Here is a 22760-nt window from a genome sequence, read left to right on the forward strand (position 1 = left end):
GCAGTGTCTCGCGTTTGAGGGCCGCGTTGAACGACTCGGCGAGTGCGTTGTCCGCGCTCGCGCCGACCGCGCCCATGGACTGTGTGACACCCAACTCGGCGCAGGCGACAGCGAATTCGCGAGACGTGTACTGCGCTCCGTGATCACTGTGGAAGACGGCGCCGGCCAGGCTGCCGCGGACCCAGGCGGCCGCCCGGAGCGCGTCGGTGACCAGCGAGGTGCGCATGTGATCGGCGATCGACCAGCCCACCAGACGGCGTGAGAAGCAGTCGGTCACCGTCGCCAGGTACAGAAACTCGCCGTCGCCCACCGGCAGGTAGGTGATGTCGCCGACGTACTTCGTGTTCGGCGCACTCGCGGTGAAGTCACGATCCAACAGATCCGGCACCGGCGTGGCGGACGGTTCGGGCACCGTGGTGACCTGGCGCTTGCGCAGCCGCAGCCCGGCGATACCGAACTTCCGCATCACCCGCCCGACACGTTTGTGGTTCACGTGCTCACCGTCCTCGCGCAGCTCGGCGGTGATCCTCGGGCGGCCGTAGGTGCCGTCCCACTCGGTGTGCACGGCCCTGATCCGCTCGGCGAGAGCGGCGTCGGCCCGCTCGCGTGCGGCACGGGCCTCGCGGCCCGCCCGCCACTTGTAGAAACTGGAGCGCGCGACCTCCAGCACGTGACACAACCGCTTCACGCCCCAGGCGCGGTGGTGGTCCTCGATGAACTGGAAGCGGTTGATCACCAGGTCATCTCTTGTGCGAAAACTTCGTAGCCTTGCGGAGAATGTCACGTTCGGCGGCGAGCTTGTGCATCTCCTTGCGCGCTGCCGCCAGCTCCCGGCGCAGGGCCTCGTTCTCGACCTGAAGCTCTTCGGCCGTCGGCGGGGAATCCACCGTGCTCATCTCCGTGCTCGTGCTCGTCCTGCTGCCACCGCCGTGGCGGGCCCGTTCGGCCCGTACCCGGTTACGCAGCGTCTCGCGGCTGATCCCCAGATCCTTGCCGATGCCCTCGAAGGTGTGGCTCGGGTCCGACAGGTACAGCGCGACAGCGTCCGCCTTGAACTCGGGCGAGTAGACCTTCATCACCATAAGAGATCCCTCCTACCCGGCCCCTGCCGGGGCCGGGCTCAGAGGTGTCCACCACTCGGGGACAGGTCCCGTCGTCGCCCCTTGACGTCACCAGCGGCCAGATTCAGGCCCCGGCTGCCCTTCACGCCAGGGACGGCACTGTCGTGGTGGCGGACGTCCCACAGCCAGGGGAGAACGGGGCAAAATCGGGCGGCGGTCATGCCCGCGCCCCCAGGCCATTGCCGTGTGGAACGGGCGCGACGTACTGCGGAGCACGTCGTCGACGGCAGCATCCTGGCGGCGATCACCCGCGAGTAGCCGGACACCATCATCAAGACCGGTGGCCGGCCGCTCTGCCCATCACCCAGCGGGACACCATCGAAACCACAGGTCGCACTGAGCCAGCTCACCGGGCCGATAGACCGTCCGCGAGGCCGGCCTCAGCTCGCGCACCCGCTCCGATTTTGGCGGCCGGTCATACGCGAACGCCCGCTTCACCGTGTTCTTCGAGATGCTCAGGTGCCGGGCGATAGCCCGGATCGGCATCTGTGCGGCCCGGTGCAACCGCCGGATCTCTGCCCAGTCTCCACAAGGATCACCTCTTCCTTGGGGAGGCCCCAAGGCCCCATCACCAGACGGGGCGCCACGGCGGGATCGAGTCTCCTGTCAAGGTTCGGATGATGGCCGCGAGCTCAGTCCGTGGAACTTGCAGACCGACCTCATGGAGTTGCTTGGTCAGCTGCGCTTCTAGCTCGTGCAAGATCCTTCCGGCTACGACCAGGTGCTCCAGCGCCTTTGCCGTCAGCACGACGAGCTTGCGCCGGCCGCCGGCGGGGTGTGGTTGGCGCTCGACATATCCCCGCTTCTCAAGGTCGTCGATGATCTGGCCGGCGGCCTGCTTGGTGACCCCGAGTTGCTCGGCGAGTTCGCTGCTCGTGGCGCCAGCACCGTGGAGCACCTGGAAGACCAGACCGTGCATGGGGCGGAGTTCGGCGTAGCCGACGGCATCCAGACGGCTCACGAACTCGGAGAGGACCAATTGGAAGGCCATCCCGAGCAGGAAGGTGAGCTCGGTGTGCTCGAGGGGGTCGTGGGTCTCCATCGCTTCATCTTGACACACGCCTGTAAAGTAGCTTTACTCGCTGCAAGTAAAGAAGCTTTACACAGGAGGATCCATGTACGTGGTCAGCGAGAGCGAACAGCGGACGACCACCACGCCCGCCGGCGCGATGTTCGGCCTGGCAGGCCCGAGCCAAGGTAGCGCCGAGGTCAGCACTTGGCGGGTGGAGCTCGGCGCGGATGCATCCACCCCGGTGCACATCATCGACCGTGAGCAGGTGTGGATGCCCTTGTCGGGTGAGTTCGAGGTCGAGGTGGACGGCAAGACCGAACAGGTCAAGGCTGGTCAGGCACTCGTCCTTTCTGCTGGCGCGGTGCGGCAACTCAAGGCCGTCGGCGGCCCTGCGGAGGCGTTGGTCGCCATGGTTGTCGGAGGCAAGGCCATGATGCCGGGCAGCGACAACAAGATCCCGCTTCCCTGGGCGGAGTGACATCACTCCCTTGAGCAGCCCGACCAGGCTACCCCCGATGGATCTGGTCGGGCTGTTCGCTGCTCCGGGCCTTGTCCCGCTGCCCCGGCGTGAGCGCGAAGCCGGAGACGTCAAACATCAACCGCAACTCCACCAAGGACAGTTATGAACCCCGAAGTCAGCAGCGGGCGCCGCCGGGCGATCCTGGCTCTGCTCGCCATCACCGTACTGATCGTGGTCATGGACCTCACGATCATCAACGTGGCGCTCAACCCGATTCAGCAGAGCCTCGATGCGACCAACGCCGAGCTCCAATGGTCCCTCGACTCCTACTTGATCACCTTCGCGGCCTTCCTGTTCACCGGAGGTGTGTGCGCGGACCGTTTCGGCAGGAAGAAGACGCTCGTCGTCGGACTGGCGATCTTCGGGATCAGCTCGGTGCTGGGCGCGTACGCAGGCAGCATCACGGAACTCATCGTGTGGCGCAGCGTCATGGGCGTGGGAGCCGCGGTCGTACCAACCGTCACGCTGGCGATTATCATGAACGTCTTTCCGCCCATGGAGCGTCCGAAGGCGATCGCGGCCTGGGCGTCGGCTGCCGGAGTGGCCTTCGCCGTGGGACCGGTGCTCGGCGGTGTCCTTCTCGAACAGTTCTGGTGGGGGTCGATCTTCCTCATCAACGCTCCGCTGATCGTCGTAGGCATCACCCTCATGGTGTGGCTCGTCCCCGAATCCAAGAACCCTGCCCCGGCCAAGTTCGACCCCCTCGGTGTGGTGCTCTCCACCGTCGCGGTCGGTCTGCTGGTCTACGGCATCGTGACGGGCGGTGAGGACAACGACTGGCTGAGCGCGGACACGTTGGGCGCCATCGTCGGCGGGGTGGTGCTGGTCGCGCTGCTCGTCGTGATCGAGGCACGAATGGCGGCGCCCTCCCTGGACGTCAGCCTGCTGCGTAATTCCCGGTTCTCGGCTGGTTCGGGTGCCATCGCGCTCTGCTTCTTCGCTCTTATCGGAGCCATCTTCATCACGCAGTTTTACTATCAGGCCGTGCTCGGTTTCTCCCCGATGGAAGCCGGCCTCCTGATGCTTCCCATGGGCGTGGGCTCCATGGTCATGTCCACTCGATGCCCCAAGCTCGTGATGCGGTTCGGTCCGCGTGCAGTCGTGGCCTCGGGGTCGGTCGTCATGGCTATCTCCTTCCTGATCTCGAGCCAGTTGACCGCGGACACGCCGACCTGGCTGCTGGTCGTGGCGCAGTTGATCTTCGGGTTGGGCTGGGGTTGCATCATGGCGCCGGCGACTGCCTCGCTCATGTCCGTCGTTCCCCCGGCCAAGGCTGGTGCCGGGCAGGCTGTGTCGCAGACGATGCGTCAGGTCGCGGGGGCCCTGGGGGTCGCGGTCATCGGCAGTATCCTCGGCGTGGTCTACCGGTCGGGAATGGAAGACTCGGTGAACGTCCTTCCGCAAGCCCTGCGTGAGGAGGCGGCCGGGTCGATCGGCGGCACGTTGCGGGCGGTGAACGCCGCGAAGCTCGGAGACCAGGCTCCCGCACTGATCGAAAAGGCCGTCGACGCCTACCTGTCGGGTATGGAGGTCACCATGCTTGTGGCTGCTGGCGTCGCCCTGCTCTCGGCAGTCGTCGCCGTGCGCTGGCTTCCGAAGACCGCTCCGAAGCCGCCCATGCCGCCTGCGCCCAAGCCGACTGCGGAAGCCGCGGACACTCCGGGGGCGCGCGCGTGACGGCCAGTTAAGTCGCGTCAAGACACGAGGGTGCCGGCCGGTACATACACCGGCGGGCACCCTCGTGTCTTGTTCAGCGGCGAAATCGACACACGGACTTCATGATTCCGCATCACCGCGCGTGGCGGTCGCGCATGGTGAGGTAGCTGTGACATGGGGCAAAGTGCAATAAAATTGCCGGAATCGGGTGCTCCGAATTAGTTAACATAACCAAGAGTAAAGGTGCTTGACTTGCTCTATTGGTGATATGTAGGGTCTTCATCGCGGGGCGGCCCGATCTGGTATCTGTGAACAACGTTCCGGGCTTCGCCTCGTTGTTGAAGATTTTCGGCAGATTTCTATTTCCTAATGCGTGCGCCAAGCGTCGGCGCCGTTAGGACGGGGGGTGGGCGGTGTCATTAAATGATGCCGAAGGTAAGGCGATTGGTGTTGACCTGGAGACGCCTGAGGGGGTCTCTGCATGGCTTCGCGCCGAGGTGGCCACGCTGGTGGGCCGGGCGATCGGAGACATCCGCGACGACGAGCTCTTCTCCAGCACCGGGATTGACTCGATGCGTGCGGCGAGCCTCACGGCTGCGCTCTCCCGGGTGATGGGAAAGCGCCTTTCACCTGCACTCTTATGGGCCCATCCGACCATCGGTGCACTGGCTGGCAGGGTGGCCGCGGGCGAGGCAGATGCCTCAGGCGCCGAAGTTGCGAAGTATCTCTCCGGGCGTAGTGATCACCGTTCCGATGAACCGGTCGCGGTCATCGGAATGGCATGTAAATTCCCTGGTGCGAATGACATTGAAGCGTTTTGGCGCCTACTGGAAGCTGGCGAGGACGCAGTCAAGGTTGTTCCCAGGGGGAGGTGGGCAAACGATCCGCTGGATGGAGTTGATGCGGGCTTCTTGGATGGTATGACAACCACCCAAGCTGGGTTCCTCGACGGGCGAGTGGATGAATTCGATCCACTTTTCTTCGGGATTTCCCCAAGAGAAGCCCAAGAAATGGATCCCCAACAGCGTCTTTTCCTCGAAGTTGCATGGGAAGCGCTTGAGGACGCGTCCATCACGGAGAGCAGTCTCACTGGCAGCAACACCGGGGTGTTCGCTGGGGCGATCTGGCACGACTACGCGGACCTTGCCTGTGGTGATCCGGGGAGTCTGTCCTCTCACTCCGCCACAGGGCGTGCCCTGAACATGGTCGCGAACCGGCTGTCTTACGTTCTCGGACTCCGCGGCCCCAGTCTCGTACTCGACTCCGCCTGCTCGTCATCCCTGCTGGCTCTGCACCTCGCCTGCCAGAGCATCTGGAGCGGTGAGTCGTCGATGGCGATCGCGGGCGGGGTCAACCTGCTGCTTAGCCCCGAGACCATGGTGTCCCTCAGTAAGTTCGGCGGACTGTCCCCGGACGGCCGTTGCAAGGCGTTCGACGCGAGGGCCGACGGTTTCGGGCGAGGCGAGGGCTGTGGAGTTGTCGTCCTCAAGCCGCTCTCCCGGGCACTGGCGGACGGGGACGACATCTGGTGCACGATTCGCGGGACCGCCGCCAACAACGACGGCTTGAGCAACGGGCTCACCGCCCCCAACCCTGCAGCGCAGGAAGACGTGCTGCGAGCCGCCTATCGCCGCGCTGGGGTAGATCCGGATCGGGTGCACTATGTCGAGACGCATGGCACCGGCACCGCGCTGGGTGACCCAATCGAGGCCATGGCCCTCGGAGCGGTGTTCGGGAAGGACCGACCGGAGCAGCGGCCGCTTCGCATCGGTTCCGTGAAGACCAACGTGGGTCACCTCGAAGCCGCAGCGGGAATCGCAGGCTTCATCAAGACCGCCCTGGCACTCAGGCACCAACGTGTGCCGCGGAACCTGCACTTCGAGTCGCCGAACCCGCACATTCCCTTCGACGAACTGCGGCTCAAGGTGCCGACGGAGGACGAGCCATGGCCTGCCGAAGGCGGGATGTACGCCGGGGTCAGCGCCTTCGGCTGGGGCGGCACCAACGTCCACGTAGTGGTCGAGGGCCATCGGGAGCCGACCCCGATGGCTCTGCCCAAGGCCGTCGCGCGTGGTATTCCAGGGCGTCCTCGGATTGCGTTCGTCTGCTCACCGTACGGACAGCAGTGGGTCGGCATGGCGCGGAACCTCTTCCGTACTGAGCCCGTCTTCCGGTCGGTTCTCGAGGAGTGCGACCGGGAACTCGCGCGGTACGCGGGGTGGTCGCTCGTGGAAGAGCTGTTCCTGGACGAGGAGCGGGCCCGCACGAGTGACGTCGGCGTGATGCAGCCCGTCGTCTTCGCGATCCAGGTGGGACTGGCCGCATGGCTGGAGGCCGCGGGCGTACGGCCCGGCGCCGTGGTCGGCCACAGCCTTGGAGAAATCGCCGCGTGCGTCATTGCCGGCGTGCTCGACCTGCCCCAAGCCGTACGACTCGTTCACCACTACAGCGACCAGCAGCGCCGCGTGGCCGGCCCGGACAGTGGCATGGCTGTGGTCGAACTCTCGGCGTCCGAACTGGAGGAACGTCTGGCCGAGCAGGACTCCTCGGTGTGTGTCGCGACCCGCAATGGTCCGCGGACGACAGCACTGGCGGGCAACCGCTCGGAGTTGGAGGCATTGGTCGCCCAGCTGAAGGCGGAGGGGGTGCTGTGCGCCATGATCCGTGTCGACCTGCCGGCCCACAGCCCCGCCATCGATCCCATCATGGCGGACCTGGAGCGGGCCCTCGCAGGTCTAACGGCGAAGCCTGGCCGCATCCCCGTCATCTCCTCGGTGACCGGAAAGCCCCTGGACTGGCGGGACGTCGGCCCGGCCTACTTTGTGCGGAACCTGCGGGAACAGGTGCGGCTCGCCGACGCTACGGCGCATCTGCTGAGCGAGAAGTTCGACGTCCTGGTGGAGATCAGCGCCAACCCGGTACTCGCGTCTGCTCTGCAACAGAGCGTCGACGACTTCGGCCGGACCGCCACGGTCATGACCACGATGCGCCGCGACGAGGACGACCGTACGGGACTGACCGAGACCCTGGAGGCGCTCGCGCGACTCGGAACGAAGGTACGGCTGCCGGGTGTGCGGGACGAGCCGGTCAGCGAGTTGTTCACTCTATCCGCCAAATCCCCCGAGGCCTTGCGTGAGCTCGCCGGCAGTGTGGCCGAGAGCCTCGTCGCTCCCGGTCCGGATGCGAGCGACAGGACCGGTGGCCTTCCGGCCCTGACACAGTCGGCCCTGCGCAGGGCTCACCACCCCTACCGGCTGGCGCTCCCGGCTCGGACTGAGGCGGAGCTCGCGGAGGCACTGTCGGGCCATGCACGCGGTGAGAAGCCGGCCCGGCTGTATGCCCCCGACTGCGCCGCGGAAGGCAGGCCCAAGGTCGCCTTCGTCTTTCCCGGCCAGGGTTCCCAATGGATCGGCATGGGCAAGGAGCTCATGCGCCATGAGCCGGTGTTCCATGCCGCCGTCCGCGCGTGCGATGTGGCGGCCCGCATCTTCGTGGACTGGTCGATTGAAGCCGAACTGATGTCCGCCGACACGGAGCTGATGGTCGACCGGATCGACGTTGTCCAGCCCGTGCTGTTCGCCGTCGAGGTGGCGCTGGCCGCCCTGTGGCGTTCCTGGGGTGTGGAGCCGGACGCGGTGGTTGGTCACAGCATGGGGGAGGTCGCGGCCGCCCACGTCGCCGGAGTGCTGAGTGTTGAGGATGCGGCGCGGATCATCTGCCTGCGCAGCCGTCTGCTGCGCCGCACCAGCGGGCAGGGCGCGATGCTCGCCGTCGAGCTCACCGTGGAGGAGGCGCGGGAGGTGCTCGTCGGCAGGGAGAGCGCGGTCTCCGTCGCCGTCAGCAACAGCTCACGTTCCACGGTGCTTTCCGGCGCGCGGGAGGTCCTGAGCGAGATCGCCGCGCAACTCGAGGGCAGGGATGTGTTCTGCCGCTGGGTCAAGGTGGACGTTGCCTCGCACAGTCCACAGATGGACCCGCTGCGACCGGATCTCCTGGCCGCTCTGGAAGGACTGACCCCCAGCCCGGGGACCGTACCGGTCTATTCGACCGTCACCGGTACCGTCATGGACGGCGCGCGGATGACCGAGAGCTACTGGGTCGACAACCTGCGCGAACCCGTGCTCTTCGGTGACCAGGTCTCCCGTCTGGTACGGGAAGGGGTGCACGCCTTCGTCGAGATGAGCCCACACCCCATTTTGCTCCCCGCAGTCGAACAGGTCGCCGCAGAATGCGGTGGCGGGACAATGGTGCTCCCCTCGCTACGCCGGAACGAGGATGAGCGGGACACCCTTCTCTCGTCTCTCGGACGGCTGCACGTGCTGGGAGCCGCGACGCGCGTCGACCGGGCGCTGACTCCTGCTCGGCGCAGCCGGAAGCTGCCGCACTATCCGTGGCAGCGGGATCGCTTCTGGCACGAGGGATCCGACCGCGTGTTCCGCGCGGCCGCTGGGCTCGCGCCGCGCCGGGGACTGCTCGGCGAGCGGATCGACTCTGCCGTTCAACCAGGCACCCACTACTGGCAGATGGACTTCAGCGCCAAGACGGCGGCCATGGGGGATCACCGGATCGGCGGGGCAGCTGTGGTACCCGGGGCGGGGTTCGTGGAGATGGCCCTCGCGGCCGCCCGCGAGGTCCTGGAGGGCGACGGGCATGCGCTGTCCGACGTGCTCTTCCAGCAGCCGATGATCCTTCCCGAGAGCGGGCTCACACGAGTTCAGGTGGTGTTGGAGGGCTCGTGGGAACCGGAAGCCCGAATACGTTTCTTCGTCCCGGAGGAGAACGGCCCCGTCTGCGTGGCCCAGGCCTCGCTGTCGGTGGCCGACCCCGACCCAGGCTCGGGAGCAGCTGACATCAACCGCCTGGCCGAGCGGATGAACGACACGCTTGACGGATCCGACTACTACCGGGCGCTGGCCGCATGCGGTCTCGAATACGGCCCCGCCTACCGGGGCATCAGCCACATCACACGCACCGACACCGAGGCGCTGGCCAGGGTTCACACCGAGACCACGGCGCAGCACCACGGCGCAGCACCACGGCGCAGCACCACGGCGCAGGGTACGTCGTGCCCCCTGCGCTCCTCGACTCCGCCCTCCAGTCGGCCCTGGCGCCGCTCCTCGGGAGCGATTGGAAGACGGCGGGTGGATTCCTGAGTGAAGGTATGGGCCGCGTGACGGTCCACGGGACGGCGCATGGCGAGGTGTGGGCGCACGCAGTCTGCCGCGCCGGTGGCGCCAGTCAGCGTGAGGTCGACGTCCGGATGTACAGCCTGGACGGAACACTGCTCGTCGAGGTCGTCGGAATGCGGATCGTCAGGTTGGAGTCCGTGCCGATCCTTGCCGCGCCCCGACCTCAGCAGTCGGCATCGGACGGACAGGTCCCGCTCGTCGCCCCTGCCGGCGGTCTGCGCGTCACCATCGCAGCACTGCCCAGCGGTCCAGAGCGCCGCAAGGCACTGGAATCGGCGGTGCGGGAGAACGTCGCCCAGGTGGTGAGGCTCCCCGCACGCCGGGTCGACCCGGACCGTCCGCTGAAGTCCCTCGGGATCGACTCCCTCATGTCCCTGGAACTGCGCAACCGGCTCGAGGGGGCGTTCGGCATCCGGCTGTCGGCCACGCTGATCTGGAACTATCCGACGGTTCACGACATCGTCCCGTTCCTTGCCGAAAAACTGGGGTTGGAACTCGACGACGAGGCCGCAACCGTTCAGGCGCCCGTGGCCGCACCGACGGGAGCGGGCGGCGGTAGGGCGCCGTCATCGGCCGAGAGCCCCGAAGAACTCCTCGAACGTGAACTCGCCGAGCTCGACGAGCGGATGGAAACCATCTGATGAGCGTCACATCCGGCACGGATCCGAACGCGGCCACAGCCGCCACGGACACCACCGTTACCAAAGCCCTCGCGGCCGTCCGACAACTGCGCGGCAAGATTGACGTGCTGGAGCGGGCGAAGCGGGAAGCCATCGCCATCGTCGGCATGGGATGCCGGTTACCGGGTGGCGTAACGTCACCGGACGCCTTTTGGAAAGTGGTCTCGGAAGGCGTCGACACCATCAGCGAGATCCCTGAGGACCGCTGGGACCTCCGTCGGACGAACAGCACCTTGGCCGGCGACGGCGCCCCTCCGGCGTACGGCGGTTTCATCGACGGCGTCGACCGGTTCGACCCGTACTTCTTCGGCATATCGCCGCGCGAGGCAGCCCGCATGGATCCGCAGCAGCGGCACTTCCTCGAAGTGGCCTGGGAAGCGCTGGAGGACGCCGGGCTGACCCGCGAGAAACTCCAGGCCAGCCAGACCGGTGTCTTCGTGGGCGCCAACGCCTCGGACTACCTTCAGCTCCAGTTGGAGGACGCCAGCGAGATCGACACCTACACCGTGGTCGGCGGAACGAACTGCATTATTTCCAACCGCCTCTCATACCTGCTCGACCTGCGCGGTGCCAGCCTGACGGTCGACACCGCCTGCTCCTCTTCCCTGGTGGCCGTGCACCTGGCCTGCCAGAGCCTCCGCAACCAGGACTGTGGAACGGCGGTGGTCGGCGGCATGAACCTGATCCTGTCGCCCAACCTGGCCATCGCGCATGCCAAGGGGCTGCCGCTCGCACCCGACGGCAGGTGCAAGACCTTCGATGCCGCGGCCAACGGCTATGCCCGTGGCGAGGGCGTCGGGGCACTCGTGCTGAAGCGGCTCTCCGATGCCGAGGCCGATGGCGACCGGATCTGGGCCGTCATCCGTGGATCTGCTGTCAACCAGGACGGTCTGACAAACGGACTGAGCGCACCCAACGGACTGTCCCAGCGTGCCGTGATCACGCAGGCACTGCGCAACGCACGCATCGAGCCCTCCCAGGTGACGCTGCTGGAGGCGCATGGCACAGGAACGGTTCTCGGCGACCCGATCGAGGTAGAGGCCCTCAGCGCGGTTTACGGCGATCCCGGCGCCGGGGCGGCCCCGTGCGCGCTCGGCTCGGTGAAGACGAACATCGGCCACCTGGAAGCCGGTGCCGGCATGGCCGGGCTGATCCGGACGGCGCTGAGCATTCACCACCGTGCCGTCGCACCGCACCTGCACCTCTCCACCGTCAACCCGCACATCGAACTCGACGGGACCAGGCTGTCCATACCGACCGCCCTGCGCCCTTGGGACGTTCCCGACGAGCAGCGCCACGCGGCGGTCAGTTCCTTCGGGGCAGGCGGCACCAACGCGCACGTGATTCTCGGCCCTGCCCCGGCAGACACCGAGGGCGCGGACCGGCCCTCAGCCATCGAAGGCCCCTGGCTGTTGCCGGTGTCCGCGGCCACCGACAACGCGCTGGCGCCCATGGCGCGGGCCTACCGCGACCACCTGCTCTCGGCCGAGGGACAGTCCCAACGGTTCGCGGACATCGTCCACACGGCGACGGCGCGCCGGACCCGCCACGAGCACCGGCTCGCCGTCGTGGCCGGTTCGCACAGCGAGGCGGCCGAGCGGCTGACACAGTGGCTGGGCGGGGAGGAGCCCGCCGGAGTGATCACGGGACGTGCCACGAGTTCTGTGGCCGAAGGAGTCGTTTTCACCTTCCCCGGTCAGGGATCGCAGCGGGCCGGGATGGGGCGGGAACTACTGGAAGCCTGCCCGGTGTTCCGCGCGGCAGTGACCGAGTGCGACGACGCCATGCGTCGCTGGCTCGGCGGTCGCTCGATCATCGACGACGTCATGAGGATCGACGATGCGGCGCAGCTCGACCGCATCGATCTGATCCAGCCCGCTCTGTTCGCCCTCGCAGTCGGTCTCGCCGCACGATGTCGCTCCTTCGGCTTGGAACCCGATGCCGTGGTCGGACACAGCATGGGTGAGGTGGCAGCGGCGCACGTTGCCGGAGCGCTCACCCTGGAGGATGCCGCCCGCATCATCTGCCTACGCAGCGCCCTCCTCCGCCGTATCAGTTGCCAAGGAGCCATGCTGGTCGTGGCCCTGCCGCTGGACGAGACGGACCGGCTCATCGCGGGCTGCCGGGACAAAGTGTCCGTGGCCGTCAGCAACAGCCCGACGTCCACCGTGCTGTCGGGTGATCCACGGATCCTGGTCGACCTGGCGGAGAACCTGCGCGAGCGCAATGTGTTCTGCCGCCCGGTGAAGGTCGACGTCGCCTCGCACAGCCCCCAGGTGGATCCGCTGCGGAACGAACTCCTTGCTGATCTCGCAGACTTGACGCCCCGGCCCTCCCGCATCCCCATCCTGTCGACGGTGACAGGACAGTGGTCCGACGGCTCGGAATTCGACGCCGACTACTGGATGCGCAACCTCCGGGAGCCCGTGCTGTTCTGGGACGCCCTTCAGACGCTCATCGCCCAGGACAACGGAGTGTTCGTAGAGATGAGCCCGCACCCCGTTCTGCTGTCCGCGGTGGAGCAGGGCTTCGAGCTCGGCGAGCGAGAGGGTCTTGCCCTGCAGGCCATGCGGCGGGACGAGCCCGAGACGCACGGCATGCTCGAAATCCTCGGCGCGCTGCACACGCACGGCATCCCGGTCTCTTCCGAGCAGTCGGCGCCGACGGGAGCGCGCTCGGTTCCGCTCCCGGGGTACACGTGGCAGCACGAACGGTTCTGGTTCCGCGCCCCTGGAGAGCGACGCCCGCTTGCCGTCGCTGAACAGGGCGCTCTCCGGCCGCAGGAACTCGCGCGGCCCGAGCCCGCGTCGACGCAGGGCGTCCCGGCGGCGAAGCTGCTCAACCGTCTGGCGTCCGTGGCCAACACCGAACGGCCGGACTTGGTCGCGGAGTTCGTACGGAACTGCGTGGCCGACATCCTCGAGATGGCCCCGGATCGCATCGACCCCGACGCCGGCTTTTTCCAGATGGGCATGGACTCGCTGCTCGCCGCCCGGGTCCGAGTACGGATCGAAGCCGGGTTCGGGCGCAAGCTGCCGGCGCCCGTCATGTTCGAGCATCCTTCAGTTGGGATGCTCTCCGCGCATCTGCTCGGGCTCGCCGAGCGGATGCTGGGCGAACCGGTTGATGCGCCTGACCCCGATCCGACGCCACCGCTGCAGAACGCTGTTCCAGATGCCGGTGTCCTCAGGTTCGCGCGGACTGTCCTACCTGCCCCGGTCTCCATGGACGATCTGTCGGAAGAGGAACTCCTCGCTCTGCTGGCCGAAGAAGTCCGTGCCTCGACCCGTACCGCAGGAGGTTCCCGATGACGGACAACGGTCTCGAAAGGCAGTCCGTCCTTGCGCAAAGCGTGCGGGAGATCCGTAGGCTGCGTGCCGAACTCGACGAGGTGGAGCAGGCCAGGACGGAGCCCATCGCCATCGTCGGCATGGGCTGCCGTATGCCCGGGGGCGCGGACAGCCCTGAAGCGTTTTGGGAGTTCCTGGAGGGTGGCGGAGACGGCATCGGCGAGATCCCCGCCTCCCGCTGGGACGCCGGGCGATTCTACGACCCTGACCCTGACGCGCCGGGAAAGATGTCCACGCGACGCGGAGGCTACTTGGACCAGGTCGACCAGTTCGACCCGGCGTTCTTCGGTATATCCCCCCGAGAAGCAGCCGCCCTCGATCCACAGCAGCGTCTGTTGCTGGAAGTCAGTTGGGAGGCCCTCGAACACGGGGGTCAGGCGCCGGCCGGGCTCATGGGCTCGGACACCGGCGTCTACTTCGGGATAACGACCTACGACTACATGCAGACACAGATGCAGCAGGTGGACCCGGCAGACCTGGAGGCCTACAGCCTTACCGGCAACGCGTCCACTTTCGCTGCTGGTCGGCTGTCGTACTGGCTTGGCCTCAGCGGCCCCAGCCTGTCCGTCGACACCGCCTGTTCCTCCTCCCTGGTCGGGGTGCACCTGGCCTGCCAGAGCCTGCGATCCGGCGAGACGGACCTGGCCCTGGCAGGTGGCGTCAACGTGTTGCTGGCACCCGAGTGGTTCGTCGTCGCGTCCAAGGCCCACATGCTCGCGGCGGACGGCCGGTGCAAGACGTTCGATGCGAGCGCCGACGGCTACGTGCGCAGCGAGGGCTGCGGAGTCGTCGTACTGAAGAGGCTCTCTGACGCCCGTGCTCAAGGTGACCGGATCCTCGCCGTCATCCGCGGATCCGCCGTCAACCAGGACGGGCGCAGCAGTGGTGTCACCGTTCCGAACTCATCTGCCCAGCAAGCAGTAATCCGCCAGGCCATGCGGGCCGCGTCTGTTGAACCGGCGCAGATCAGCTACGTGGAGGCGCACGGCACCGGTACCCCGCTTGGCGACCCGCTGGAACTGCGTGCTCTGGATGCCGCGCTTGGTGACCGGGGCGGGGCGGGTCCGCTGCTGGTCGGGTCGGTCAAGACCAACGTCGGTCACCTGGAACCGGCCGCCGGCGTCGCCGGGCTCATCAAGGTCGTGCAGTCCATGCGGCACGAGCACATACCACCGCACCTGCATCTGTCCGAGGTCAACCCGGAGATCGGCATCGAGGATCTATCCGTTGAGATCCCCACCGGCGGTGTGCCGTGGCCTCGTGGGGAGAACCCCCGTATTGCCGGGGTGAGTTCGTTCGGTGCCAGTGGCACGAACGCGCACTTGATCATTGAGGAGGCGCCTGCGGATGACGTCCCGGAGACGGTGGCGACCGTCGTCCCGGAGCGCACCGCACAGCTCCTTACACTCTCTGCGAAGAGCCCGGCCGCACTCGCCGCCTTGGCCGGGCGGTACGGCGACCGGCTTGCGGCTGCGACGGACGCCGAACTCGGCGACATCTGCTTCACCGCAGCCACGGGGCGGTCCCACTTCCCTCACCGGCTGGCGGTGACCGCAGCCTCCGCTGAGGAGATGGGACAGCGGCTGGCCGCATCGGCCACGGGCGAGCAGCCAGCGGGCAGTCGGCGTGGGCATGTGCAGGCGGGGTCCCGGCCCCAAGTTGTCTTCCTCTTCACCGGGCAGGGCGCGCAGTACGCCGGCATGGCACGCACCCTCTACGCGACGGAACCCGTCTTCCGGCAGGTCGTCGACCACTGCGCCGAGGTACTGCGCCCGCTGACGGACCGCCCCCTGCTGTCCGTACTCGATCCTGCACCTGAGGATGCCGACCTCATCCATGACACGTGCTGGACGCAGCCGGCGCTGTTCACTGTCGAGTACGCCCTTGCCGAGCTGTGGCGTTCCTGGGGCGTGGAGCCTTCTGCCGTCCTGGGCCACAGCATTGGCGAACTGGTAGCGGCCTGTGTCGCCGGCGTCCTGGACCTCGACGACGGCCTGCGACTGGCCACGCGCCGCGGACAGCTCATGCACGAGCTCGCCGGCGAAGGCGCCATGGCGGCGGTGTTCGCCTCGGAGGAGCAGGTGGCCCCAGCGCTGGAGCCCCATGCGGCCGAACTGTCGATCGCGGCGGTCAACGGACCGGAGAGCATCGTTGTCTCAGGTAGCACGGTCGCGATGGATGCCCTGCTGTCCACCCTGGCCGACCAGGGAGTTCGCGCGAAGCGGATGACCGTGACCCGCGCCTTCCACTCACCCTTGATGGAGCCGGCGCTCGACGCCTTCGAACGGGAGGCGGCCGAGATGACGTTTCGGGCGCCTCGGATCCCGATCATCTCCAACGTCACCGGACAGCCCCTGACGGGGGAACAGGCATTCACGGCCCGCTATCTCCGCGAACACGCACGCCAGACCGTGCGGTTCCACGAGGGCATGACTACCCTGTACCGGCAGGGGTACCGGGTCTTCCTGGAGATGGGACCTGCTCCCACGCTGACCGGCATGGCCAAGCGTTTCCTGACGGCCGAGGCAGCCGACGCGGAGCAGGACGACCGCCTGCCGGTGTTCCTGCCCTCCCTCCGACCCCGCCACGACGACTGGCGGGTCGCGCTGGACAGTCTGGGTGCCCTGTACACGCTGGGTGCGGTCGTCGACTGGGAGGAATACGACGCCGGGCGCGGCCGACGCCGTACGGAACTGCCCACGTACGCCTTCCAACGTGGCCGTCACTGGTTCCAGCCGAGTGCCCGGTCCCAGCCTGCAGCCGGGGCGGCGCGGGTGCCCGTGGACGGGTTGTCGCCGACGCTGCTCGGCGAGCGCGTTCCCTCCCCGCTGCCTGTCGTGCAGTTCTCCTCCCGGCTCGGCGCCGAGTCGCACCCGTGCCTGGGCGACTGCGTGATGGACGGGCTCCCGGTGGTCAACGTCGGTGTCTACCTGGAGGCCGCGTTCGAGGCGGGCCGGGAACTGTACGGCACGGGGCCGGTGTTGGTCGAGGACTGCCTCGTTCTGCAGAGCATGATCCTGGAACCCGGTGAGCAGGCCGATGTGCAGCTCGTGGTCGACCAGGACCCGGCCGGCGGGGAACGCGTGTCTTACCGCTACTTCGCTTCTGGCGCCCAGAGCGACGACGCGGCGCAGTGGGTCCTGCACGCGCAGGGCAGGATGGGGCCGGCACCGGATGTGGGGGCTGGCGACGAGGACTTGGACGCCGTACGCGGCCGGCTCACGACCGAGATCTCCGGAGACGACTTCTACCGCCGCATGTGGCGGCGCAAGCTCTACCTCGGCCCCTCGGCGCAGTGGGTCGAACACATCCACAGCGGTGCGGGAGAGGCACTCGCCCGCATGCGGCCGCCGCGCCCCGGGGAGGCCGAGGCTTACCGGCTGCATCCGGGTCTGACGGATGCGCTCTTCCAGACGTTGTTCGCTTGCCTGCCCCCGGAGAGCCCGGCGGACGCCACTTACATGTTGGTGGGTATCGACCGCTTCCTGCTGCACGGCTCTGTCGGTACCGGTCCGACGTACTGTCGGGCGAGGCTGCTGCCGTCCTCCGATCCTTCCAAGATGCTGCTCGCCGAGGTGCGGTTGTACGACGACCGGGGACGGCTGCTGGCTGAGGCGGACGGCGTCTGCCTCAGGAGGGCGGAGCGCGACCGGTTGCTGCGGGCCCAGCCGCAGGAACCACGCCCCGTGGAAAAGATCACGGTGCAACCCGCCTCCGTGGCGTCCGCCGTCGTGGCCACGTCGCCGAGGGACCCCGCGGCGGTCCGGGAACTCCTGGCGCGCACGGTGGCCAGGGCTCTCGGCGGCAGCGAAGCCGATCTGGACGTGCATGAGCCGCTGCAGAACCTCGGCCTGGATTCGCTCATGGCCCTGGAGGTCAAGGAAGCCCTCTCCGTCGGACTGGGCGTCTCCCTGCCCCTCGTGATCTTTCTCGACGGCCGTAGTGTGCACACGCTCGGCACCGAGATCCTCGGCCTGCTTGGTGAGAGCGAGGAGGCTGAAGACTTCGACACGGCCGGTACACCGGACCTCGAGCGTGGCAGGCTCCCGGTGCTCGTCCCGGACGACAGCGCGCGGTACGAGCCGTTTCCGCTGACGGGCCTTCAGCAGGCTTACCTCGTAGGACGGTCGAGCGCCTTCGAACTCGGCAACGTCTCGACCTACTTCTTCATCGAGGTCGACGTGGAGGGCGTGGACCTGGTCCGGCTCACCGAGGCGTTCCGGACGATGGTCGTGCGTCACGACATGCTGCGTGCGGTCATGACGGAGGACGGCCACCAACGGGTGCTCGCCGACGTGCCGCCGTACGAGATACGCACCACGGACCTGCGCCCGTACGGCGAGCATGAGCGGGACCGGCTGCTGCGGGAGATCCACGAGGACGTCAGGGGCCAGGTCTTCGACACCACGTGCTGGCCGCTCTTCGACGTCCGGGCCACGGTGGTCGACGAGCGGCGTACCCGCCTGCACATCGGCCTCGACGCGCTGATCATCGACGCGTGGAGCACGTCTCTCCTCTTCCGTGAATGGGCGGCGGCCTACCGCGACGGGTCTGCCGTACTGCCTCAAGTCCCCCTCACCTACCGGGACTATGTCGTGACCGCGCGGTCCATCGAGGGCACCGCTCTGCACACCGCGTCGCTCGAGTACTGGCGCGGTCGTGTCGAGTCGCTCCCGCCTGCTCCCGAACTGCCGCTGGCCAAGGATCCCGCCTCCATCGACCGGCCGGTGTTCACCCACCGCTCTGACCGGATCACGGCGGAGGACTGGGCTCGGTTCAAGAAGTACGCGGCGGCGGTCGGCGTCACGCCCTCGGCGGCCCTGTGCACCGCGTACGCCCAGGTCCTGGCGTCCTGGAGCAAGTCGAGTCGATTCACCCTCAACGTCCTGTTCTTCAACCGGCAGCCGCTGCACCCGGATGTCGGCAACGTGGTGGGCAACTTCAGCGCCACCACTTTGCTCGAGATCGACAGCGCTGCTCAGGACGGCTTCGCACTACGCGCCGACCGCGTGCAGAAGCAGTTGTGGAACGACCTGGAGCACAGCCATGTGAGCGGGGTCGAGGTGCTGCGTGAACTGCACCGGGTCCGCGGTGGCGCCAGCCGGGCCGCCATGCCCGTGGTCTTCGCGAGTACGGTGAACTTCGCAGCCAAGGAGGACTCCGCGGCCGCCACGGGCCTTGCCCAGCATCTGACCTCGCTCGGGCAAGGAGGCCGCGAGGTCTCCAGCTCCATCCGCACGCCCCAGGTGTGGCTGGACCACCAGGTCGTCGAGGACGCCGGCGCACTGATCGTGAACTGGGACGTCATCGAGGAGATCTTCCCCGAAGGCATGGTCGACGCGATGTTTGCGGCCTACGTGGACGTCCTGCGTGGCCTGTGCCACGACGAACAGGCCTGGCAGCGCCCCGCTCCGGTCCTGGTGCCGGACACCGACCTGGCCCTGCGCCGGGACGTCAATGCCACCTCCGCGCCGCTGCCCGCCGGGCTGCTGCACGAGCCGTTCACCGAGCGTGCCGCCGCCCATCCGGAACGCACCGCCGTGATCGCGGCGGACCGCACGCTGACGTACGGGGATCTCGACGCGCACACCGACCGGCTGGGTAACTGGCTGCGCGGACAGGGAGCGGGACCGGGCTCGTTCGTCGGCATCGTGATGGAGAAGGGCTGGGAACAGGTCGCCGCGACCATCGGCGTACTGAAGTCCGGAGCGGCCTACGTACCGATTGACGCGGCCGTCCCTCCGGAGCGACTGCGGCTGCTGCTGGAAAAGGCCGGCATCGCACTCGTCCTGACCCAGAGCCGGGTGGCAGAGCGGTTGGAGTGGCCGGACGGAACCGTCCGGTTGAGCGTCGACGGGCCCGAGGCAAAGGCGCTCGACGCGAGGCGCTGTGAGCCGTCGACCACGCGTCCAGACGATCTGGCGTACGTCATCTTCACCTCAGGGTCCACTGGGACGCCGAAGGGCGTGATGATCGAGCACACCGGTGCCCTGAACACGGTGCTCGACATCAACGAGCGCTTCGGCATCACTGAGGAGGACAGGGTTCTCGCCCTGTCCGCGCTCAACTTCGACCTCTCGGTCTACGACGTCTTCGGCGTCCTTGCCGCCGGCGGTGCGATCGTCCTGCCAGAACCGGAAGCCCACCGGGAGCCCGCGCGTTGGGCGCAACTCGTCAGCGATCACGGGGTCACGCTGTGGAACAGTGTCCCCTCGCTGATGGAGATGTTCACCGAGTACGCCCTCGGTGAGGGGTACGGCGGCACGCTTGCGCTGCGCACGGTCATGATGAGCGGGGACTGGATTCCCGTCACCCTTCCCGACCGTATCCGCGCCCTGGTACCGGACGCGGCCGTGTGGAGTCTGGGCGGGGCGACCGAAGCCTCGATCTGGTCCATCCTCCACCCCATCGGCGAGGTGGATCCCTCCTGGGCGAGCATCCCGTATGGCACACCGATGCGCAGCCAGCAATTCCATGTGTTCAACGACGCCATGCAGCCGTGCCCCGTGTGGGTGCCCGGCCACCTTCATGTCGGTGGGGTCGGACTCGCGCGTGGCTACCTGGGCGACGAGGCCAAAACCCGTGCCGCGTTCTTGCGGCACCCCTCCACCGGCGAGCAGCTCTACCGGACCGGTGACCTTGGCCGCTATCTCCCAGACGGGACCATAGAGTTCCTGGGCCGTGAGGACTTCCAGGTGAAGGTCCAAGGCTACCGAATCGAGCTCGGCGAGATCGAGGCCGCGCTGCTGCAGTGTCCCGGAGTGCGTGCCGCGGTGGTGTCCGCGGTGGGGGAGCGGCAGGGGGCCAAGCAACTCGTCGCGTACGCCGTGCTGGACGAAGGACGCGACCCGCTCGACGCGCCGGGGAGGCTGCGGGAGGCGTTGGGCAAGACGCTGCCCGTGTACATGGTGCCGCAGCACATCCTCGTTCTGGACGGACTGCCGCTCACTGCCAACGGCAAGGTCGACCGGACGGCACTACCCGTACCAGGCGCGCATGTGGACGACGACAACGCCGCGGTCACACCGCGGGACGACGTCGAGTCGGAACTCGCTGTGATCTGGAGCGAGTTCTTCCCAGACGCACCCATCGGAGTCCACGCCGACTTCTTCGCGCTCGGCGGCAACTCGCTCCTCGCCGTGCGACTCATGGCGCGCATCCACACTCGTCTGGGCTGCTCGATCCCCCTATCCACCTTGTTCGGCCGCCCGACGATCGCGCTGCTCGCGGAAGCTGTCCGGGACGCGGGGGCAGGCCTACGGCGCACGGCCCTCGTTGCGATCCGGACCGAGGGGAGCAGGCCCCCGCTGTTCTTCGTGCACCCAGTCGGTGGCGATGTCCTGTGCTACGCCGAACTTGCCGCGCTCCTCGGAGAGGAGCAGCCGTTCTACGCCCTCCAGGTGCCCGACGGCCCGGAGTTGTCAACCGTCGCCGAACTGGGTGCCCACTACGCCGAGGCCATCACGGCAGTTGCCCCTATTGGCCCCTACCGGCTGGGCGGTTGGTCCATGGGAGGGGTTGTGGCCCTTGAGATCGCCCAGCAACTCGCTCAGGCGGGGAAGACGGTGGAACACCTGGCCGTCATCGACCTGATGGAACCGCCAGGACCGACAGATGACGATCACGTCGACGACGCCGTACTGCTGTCCTGGTTCGCCCGCGATCTCGGCGGTCTCAACGACACGCCCTGGGAGCCCGGAGCGAACCTCTTCCGCGGGGCCGGCGGATACCGCCAGGCGCTGGGCGCGCTGCATGCCGAGGCACGCCGGTTGTCAGTGCTGTCGGCCGACATCGACGTCGAGACCCTGGGCGCCATCTTCGAGCGGTTCGCGCGCAATTTCCGGGCCCTGCTCCGCTACCAGCCGGAAACCTACGACGGCCCGGTCCGCTTCTTCCGCGCCCGGGACGGCGCCACCGAGGCGGTGGTGGCCGCCTGGCAGGAGCTGTTCCCGGACGACTCACACATCGTCGATCTGCCCGGCGACCACTACACCGTCATGCAGCAGCCGCAGCTGCGCCGTCTGGCGGACGAGCTGAACACCTGGCTCGACGACTCCCTCATGCATTCACGACACGACGACGAAGGAAGCCAGCGATGACACTCCGCTTCGGCGCGTTCATCCCGCCGTTCCACTCGCTCGACGAGGACCCCACGACCGGCTTCTGGCGGGACCTGGACCTGATCGAGTGGTTGGACGTGCTCGGTATAGACGAGGCATGGGTGGGCGAGCACCACTCAGGTGGCTGGTCCACCGTCAGTTCGCCGGAGCTGTTCCTGGCCGCCGCGGCCGAGCGAACCCGCCGGATCAAACTGGGTACCGGTGTCGTCAGCCTGCCGTACCACCACCCGCTCACCACCGCCAACCGCATCGTGCAGCTCGACCACCAGAGCGGCGGGCGGGCCATGTTCGGGATGGGTGCCGGGGTGTCGCCCGCGGACGCTCACATGATGGGCATCGCGGCCGGCGACCAGCGGCGCATGATGGCCGAGTCCCTCGATGCCCTGGTGCAGTTGCTGACCGGCGATGAACCGGTCACTGTAAAGACGGACTGGTTCGAACTGCGGGATGCCCGCCTGCATCTGAAGCCCTACACCAAGCCGTGCTTCGACATGGCCGTGGCCAGTGCTGGATCCGAGCGGGGCATGCGCTTGGCGGGCCGGTACGGTCTGACCTCCCTCACGTTCGCCGGGCGGCCCGGGATGGAGGAGCCGCCGTTGGCCCGGCTGTGGGTGGCCGCGGAGGATGAAGCGGCCAAGTACGGCAAGACTGTCGACCGGTCGAAGTGGCGAGTCGCCATTTGCGTACACATTGCGGAAACCCGGGAAGAGGCCCTGAGCCAGGTCCAGGACGGGATGGCCAGGTGGTTTCGGGAGTACGTCCGGGACACAGTCGGGGCCCAGGCGAAGCTGCCGGAGGGGCGCGAGGCCGAGGTGGCGGTGGAGACACGCACGGCCATCATCGGCTCGGTCGACGACGCGATCGAAGCGATCCAGCGCATGCTCGACGAGAGCGGCGGATTCGGCACCCTGCTGGTCAACACCCAGGACTGGGCCACGCGCGAACAGACCAAGCGTAGTTACGAACTGCTCGCCCGCTACGTGGCCCCGCATTTCACCGGTGCTCTGGAGAGTCGGCGCGCGTCGCAGCAGTGGGTCTCGGAGCGCCGGGACGACTTCGCGGCCCAGGCGCGTGAGGCCGCCCGGCAGTCCTCGTCCAGCCGATAGTTCTCA

The 22760-nt window shown here is 67.6% G+C and carries 10 protein-coding genes and 1 pseudogene; 7 read left to right on the top strand and 4 right to left on the bottom strand.

The window, feature by feature from the left end:
- The 4 genes and pseudogenes from B9S61_RS20245 to B9S61_RS20260 all read right to left on the bottom strand — a co-directional run.
- Positions 1 to 736: IS3 family transposase (locus B9S61_RS20245; RefSeq protein ID WP_107499713.1), on the bottom strand; the 736-nt coding region annotated here is incomplete at its 3' end.
- 4 nt (positions 737 to 740) lie between these two features.
- Complete coding sequence (locus B9S61_RS43505) at positions 741 to 1082, bottom strand: transposase (protein ID WP_103543526.1); 342 nt, start codon at positions 1080 to 1082, stop codon at positions 741 to 743.
- 260 nt (positions 1083 to 1342) lie between these two features.
- A pseudogene (locus B9S61_RS20255) lies at positions 1343 to 1607 on the bottom strand (IS21 family transposase); the annotation flags it as partial.
- An 82-nt stretch (positions 1608 to 1689) separates the two neighbouring features.
- A complete protein-coding gene (locus tag B9S61_RS20260; protein WP_103543527.1) occupies positions 1690 to 2163 on the bottom strand; it encodes a MarR family winged helix-turn-helix transcriptional regulator in 474 nt (157 codons plus the stop codon).
- Positions 2164 to 2236: 73 nt separating this feature from the next.
- Between B9S61_RS20260 and B9S61_RS20265 the strand changes: the two genes are divergently transcribed.
- The 7 genes from B9S61_RS20265 to B9S61_RS20295 all read left to right on the top strand — a co-directional run bounded on the left by B9S61_RS20265 (position 2237) and on the right by B9S61_RS20295 (position 22754).
- A complete protein-coding gene (locus B9S61_RS20265; protein ID WP_103543528.1) occupies positions 2237 to 2611 on the top strand; it encodes a cupin domain-containing protein in 375 nt (124 codons plus the stop codon).
- Positions 2612 to 2755: 144 nt separating this feature from the next.
- Positions 2756 to 4330: an MFS transporter gene (locus tag B9S61_RS20270; protein WP_103543529.1), complete on the top strand. Its 1575-nt coding sequence runs from the start codon at positions 2756 to 2758 to the stop codon at positions 4328 to 4330.
- Between the two features lie 392 nt (positions 4331 to 4722).
- Positions 4723 to 9462, top strand: a complete 4740-nt coding sequence (locus B9S61_RS20275) for a type I polyketide synthase (protein ID WP_103543530.1) — start codon at positions 4723 to 4725, stop codon at positions 9460 to 9462.
- Positions 9375 to 10139 carry a phosphopantetheine-binding protein gene (locus B9S61_RS20280; protein ID WP_181007450.1) on the top strand — a complete coding sequence of 255 codons (765 nt, stop codon included), beginning with the start codon at positions 9375 to 9377 and terminating at the stop codon, positions 10137 to 10139. The genes B9S61_RS20275 and B9S61_RS20280 overlap by 88 nt, the downstream gene beginning before the upstream one ends.
- Positions 10139 to 13489: a type I polyketide synthase gene (locus B9S61_RS20285; RefSeq protein ID WP_103543532.1), complete on the top strand. Its 3351-nt coding sequence runs from the start codon at positions 10139 to 10141 to the stop codon at positions 13487 to 13489. Before B9S61_RS20280 ends, B9S61_RS20285 begins: the two co-directional genes overlap by 1 nt.
- On the top strand, positions 13486 to 21627 hold the full coding sequence (locus B9S61_RS20290) for a hybrid non-ribosomal peptide synthetase/type I polyketide synthase (RefSeq protein ID WP_103543533.1): 8142 nt from the start codon (positions 13486 to 13488) through the stop codon (positions 21625 to 21627). The genes B9S61_RS20285 and B9S61_RS20290 overlap by 4 nt, the downstream gene beginning before the upstream one ends.
- Positions 21624 to 22754 carry an LLM class flavin-dependent oxidoreductase gene (locus B9S61_RS20295; protein ID WP_103543534.1) on the top strand — a complete coding sequence of 377 codons (1131 nt, stop codon included), beginning with the start codon at positions 21624 to 21626 and terminating at the stop codon, positions 22752 to 22754. Before B9S61_RS20290 ends, B9S61_RS20295 begins: the two co-directional genes overlap by 4 nt.
- Positions 22755 to 22760: the final 6 nt, after the last annotated feature.

The organism is Streptomyces sp. SM1 (assembly GCF_002910825.1).
Lineage (GTDB): Bacteria > Actinomycetota > Actinomycetes > Streptomycetales > Streptomycetaceae > Streptomyces > Streptomyces okerensis.

Excerpts from the sequence above, each read along its gene's own strand:
- B9S61_RS43505 (WP_103543526.1), bottom strand. The coding sequence starts at position 1,082 with ATGGTGATGAAGGTCTACTCGCCCGAGTTCAAGGCGGACGCTGTCGCG.
- B9S61_RS20260 (WP_103543527.1), bottom strand. The coding sequence starts at position 2,163 with ATGGAGACCCACGACCCCCTCGAGCACACCGAGCTCACCTTCCTGCTC.
- B9S61_RS20265 (WP_103543528.1), top strand. The coding sequence starts at position 2,237 with ATGTACGTGGTCAGCGAGAGCGAACAGCGGACGACCACCACGCCCGCC.
- B9S61_RS20270 (WP_103543529.1), top strand. The coding sequence starts at position 2,756 with ATGAACCCCGAAGTCAGCAGCGGGCGCCGCCGGGCGATCCTGGCTCTG.
- B9S61_RS20285 (WP_103543532.1), top strand. The coding sequence starts at position 10,139 with ATGAGCGTCACATCCGGCACGGATCCGAACGCGGCCACAGCCGCCACG.
- B9S61_RS20290 (WP_103543533.1), top strand. The coding sequence starts at position 13,486 with ATGACGGACAACGGTCTCGAAAGGCAGTCCGTCCTTGCGCAAAGCGTG.
- B9S61_RS20295 (WP_103543534.1), top strand. The coding sequence starts at position 21,624 with ATGACACTCCGCTTCGGCGCGTTCATCCCGCCGTTCCACTCGCTCGAC.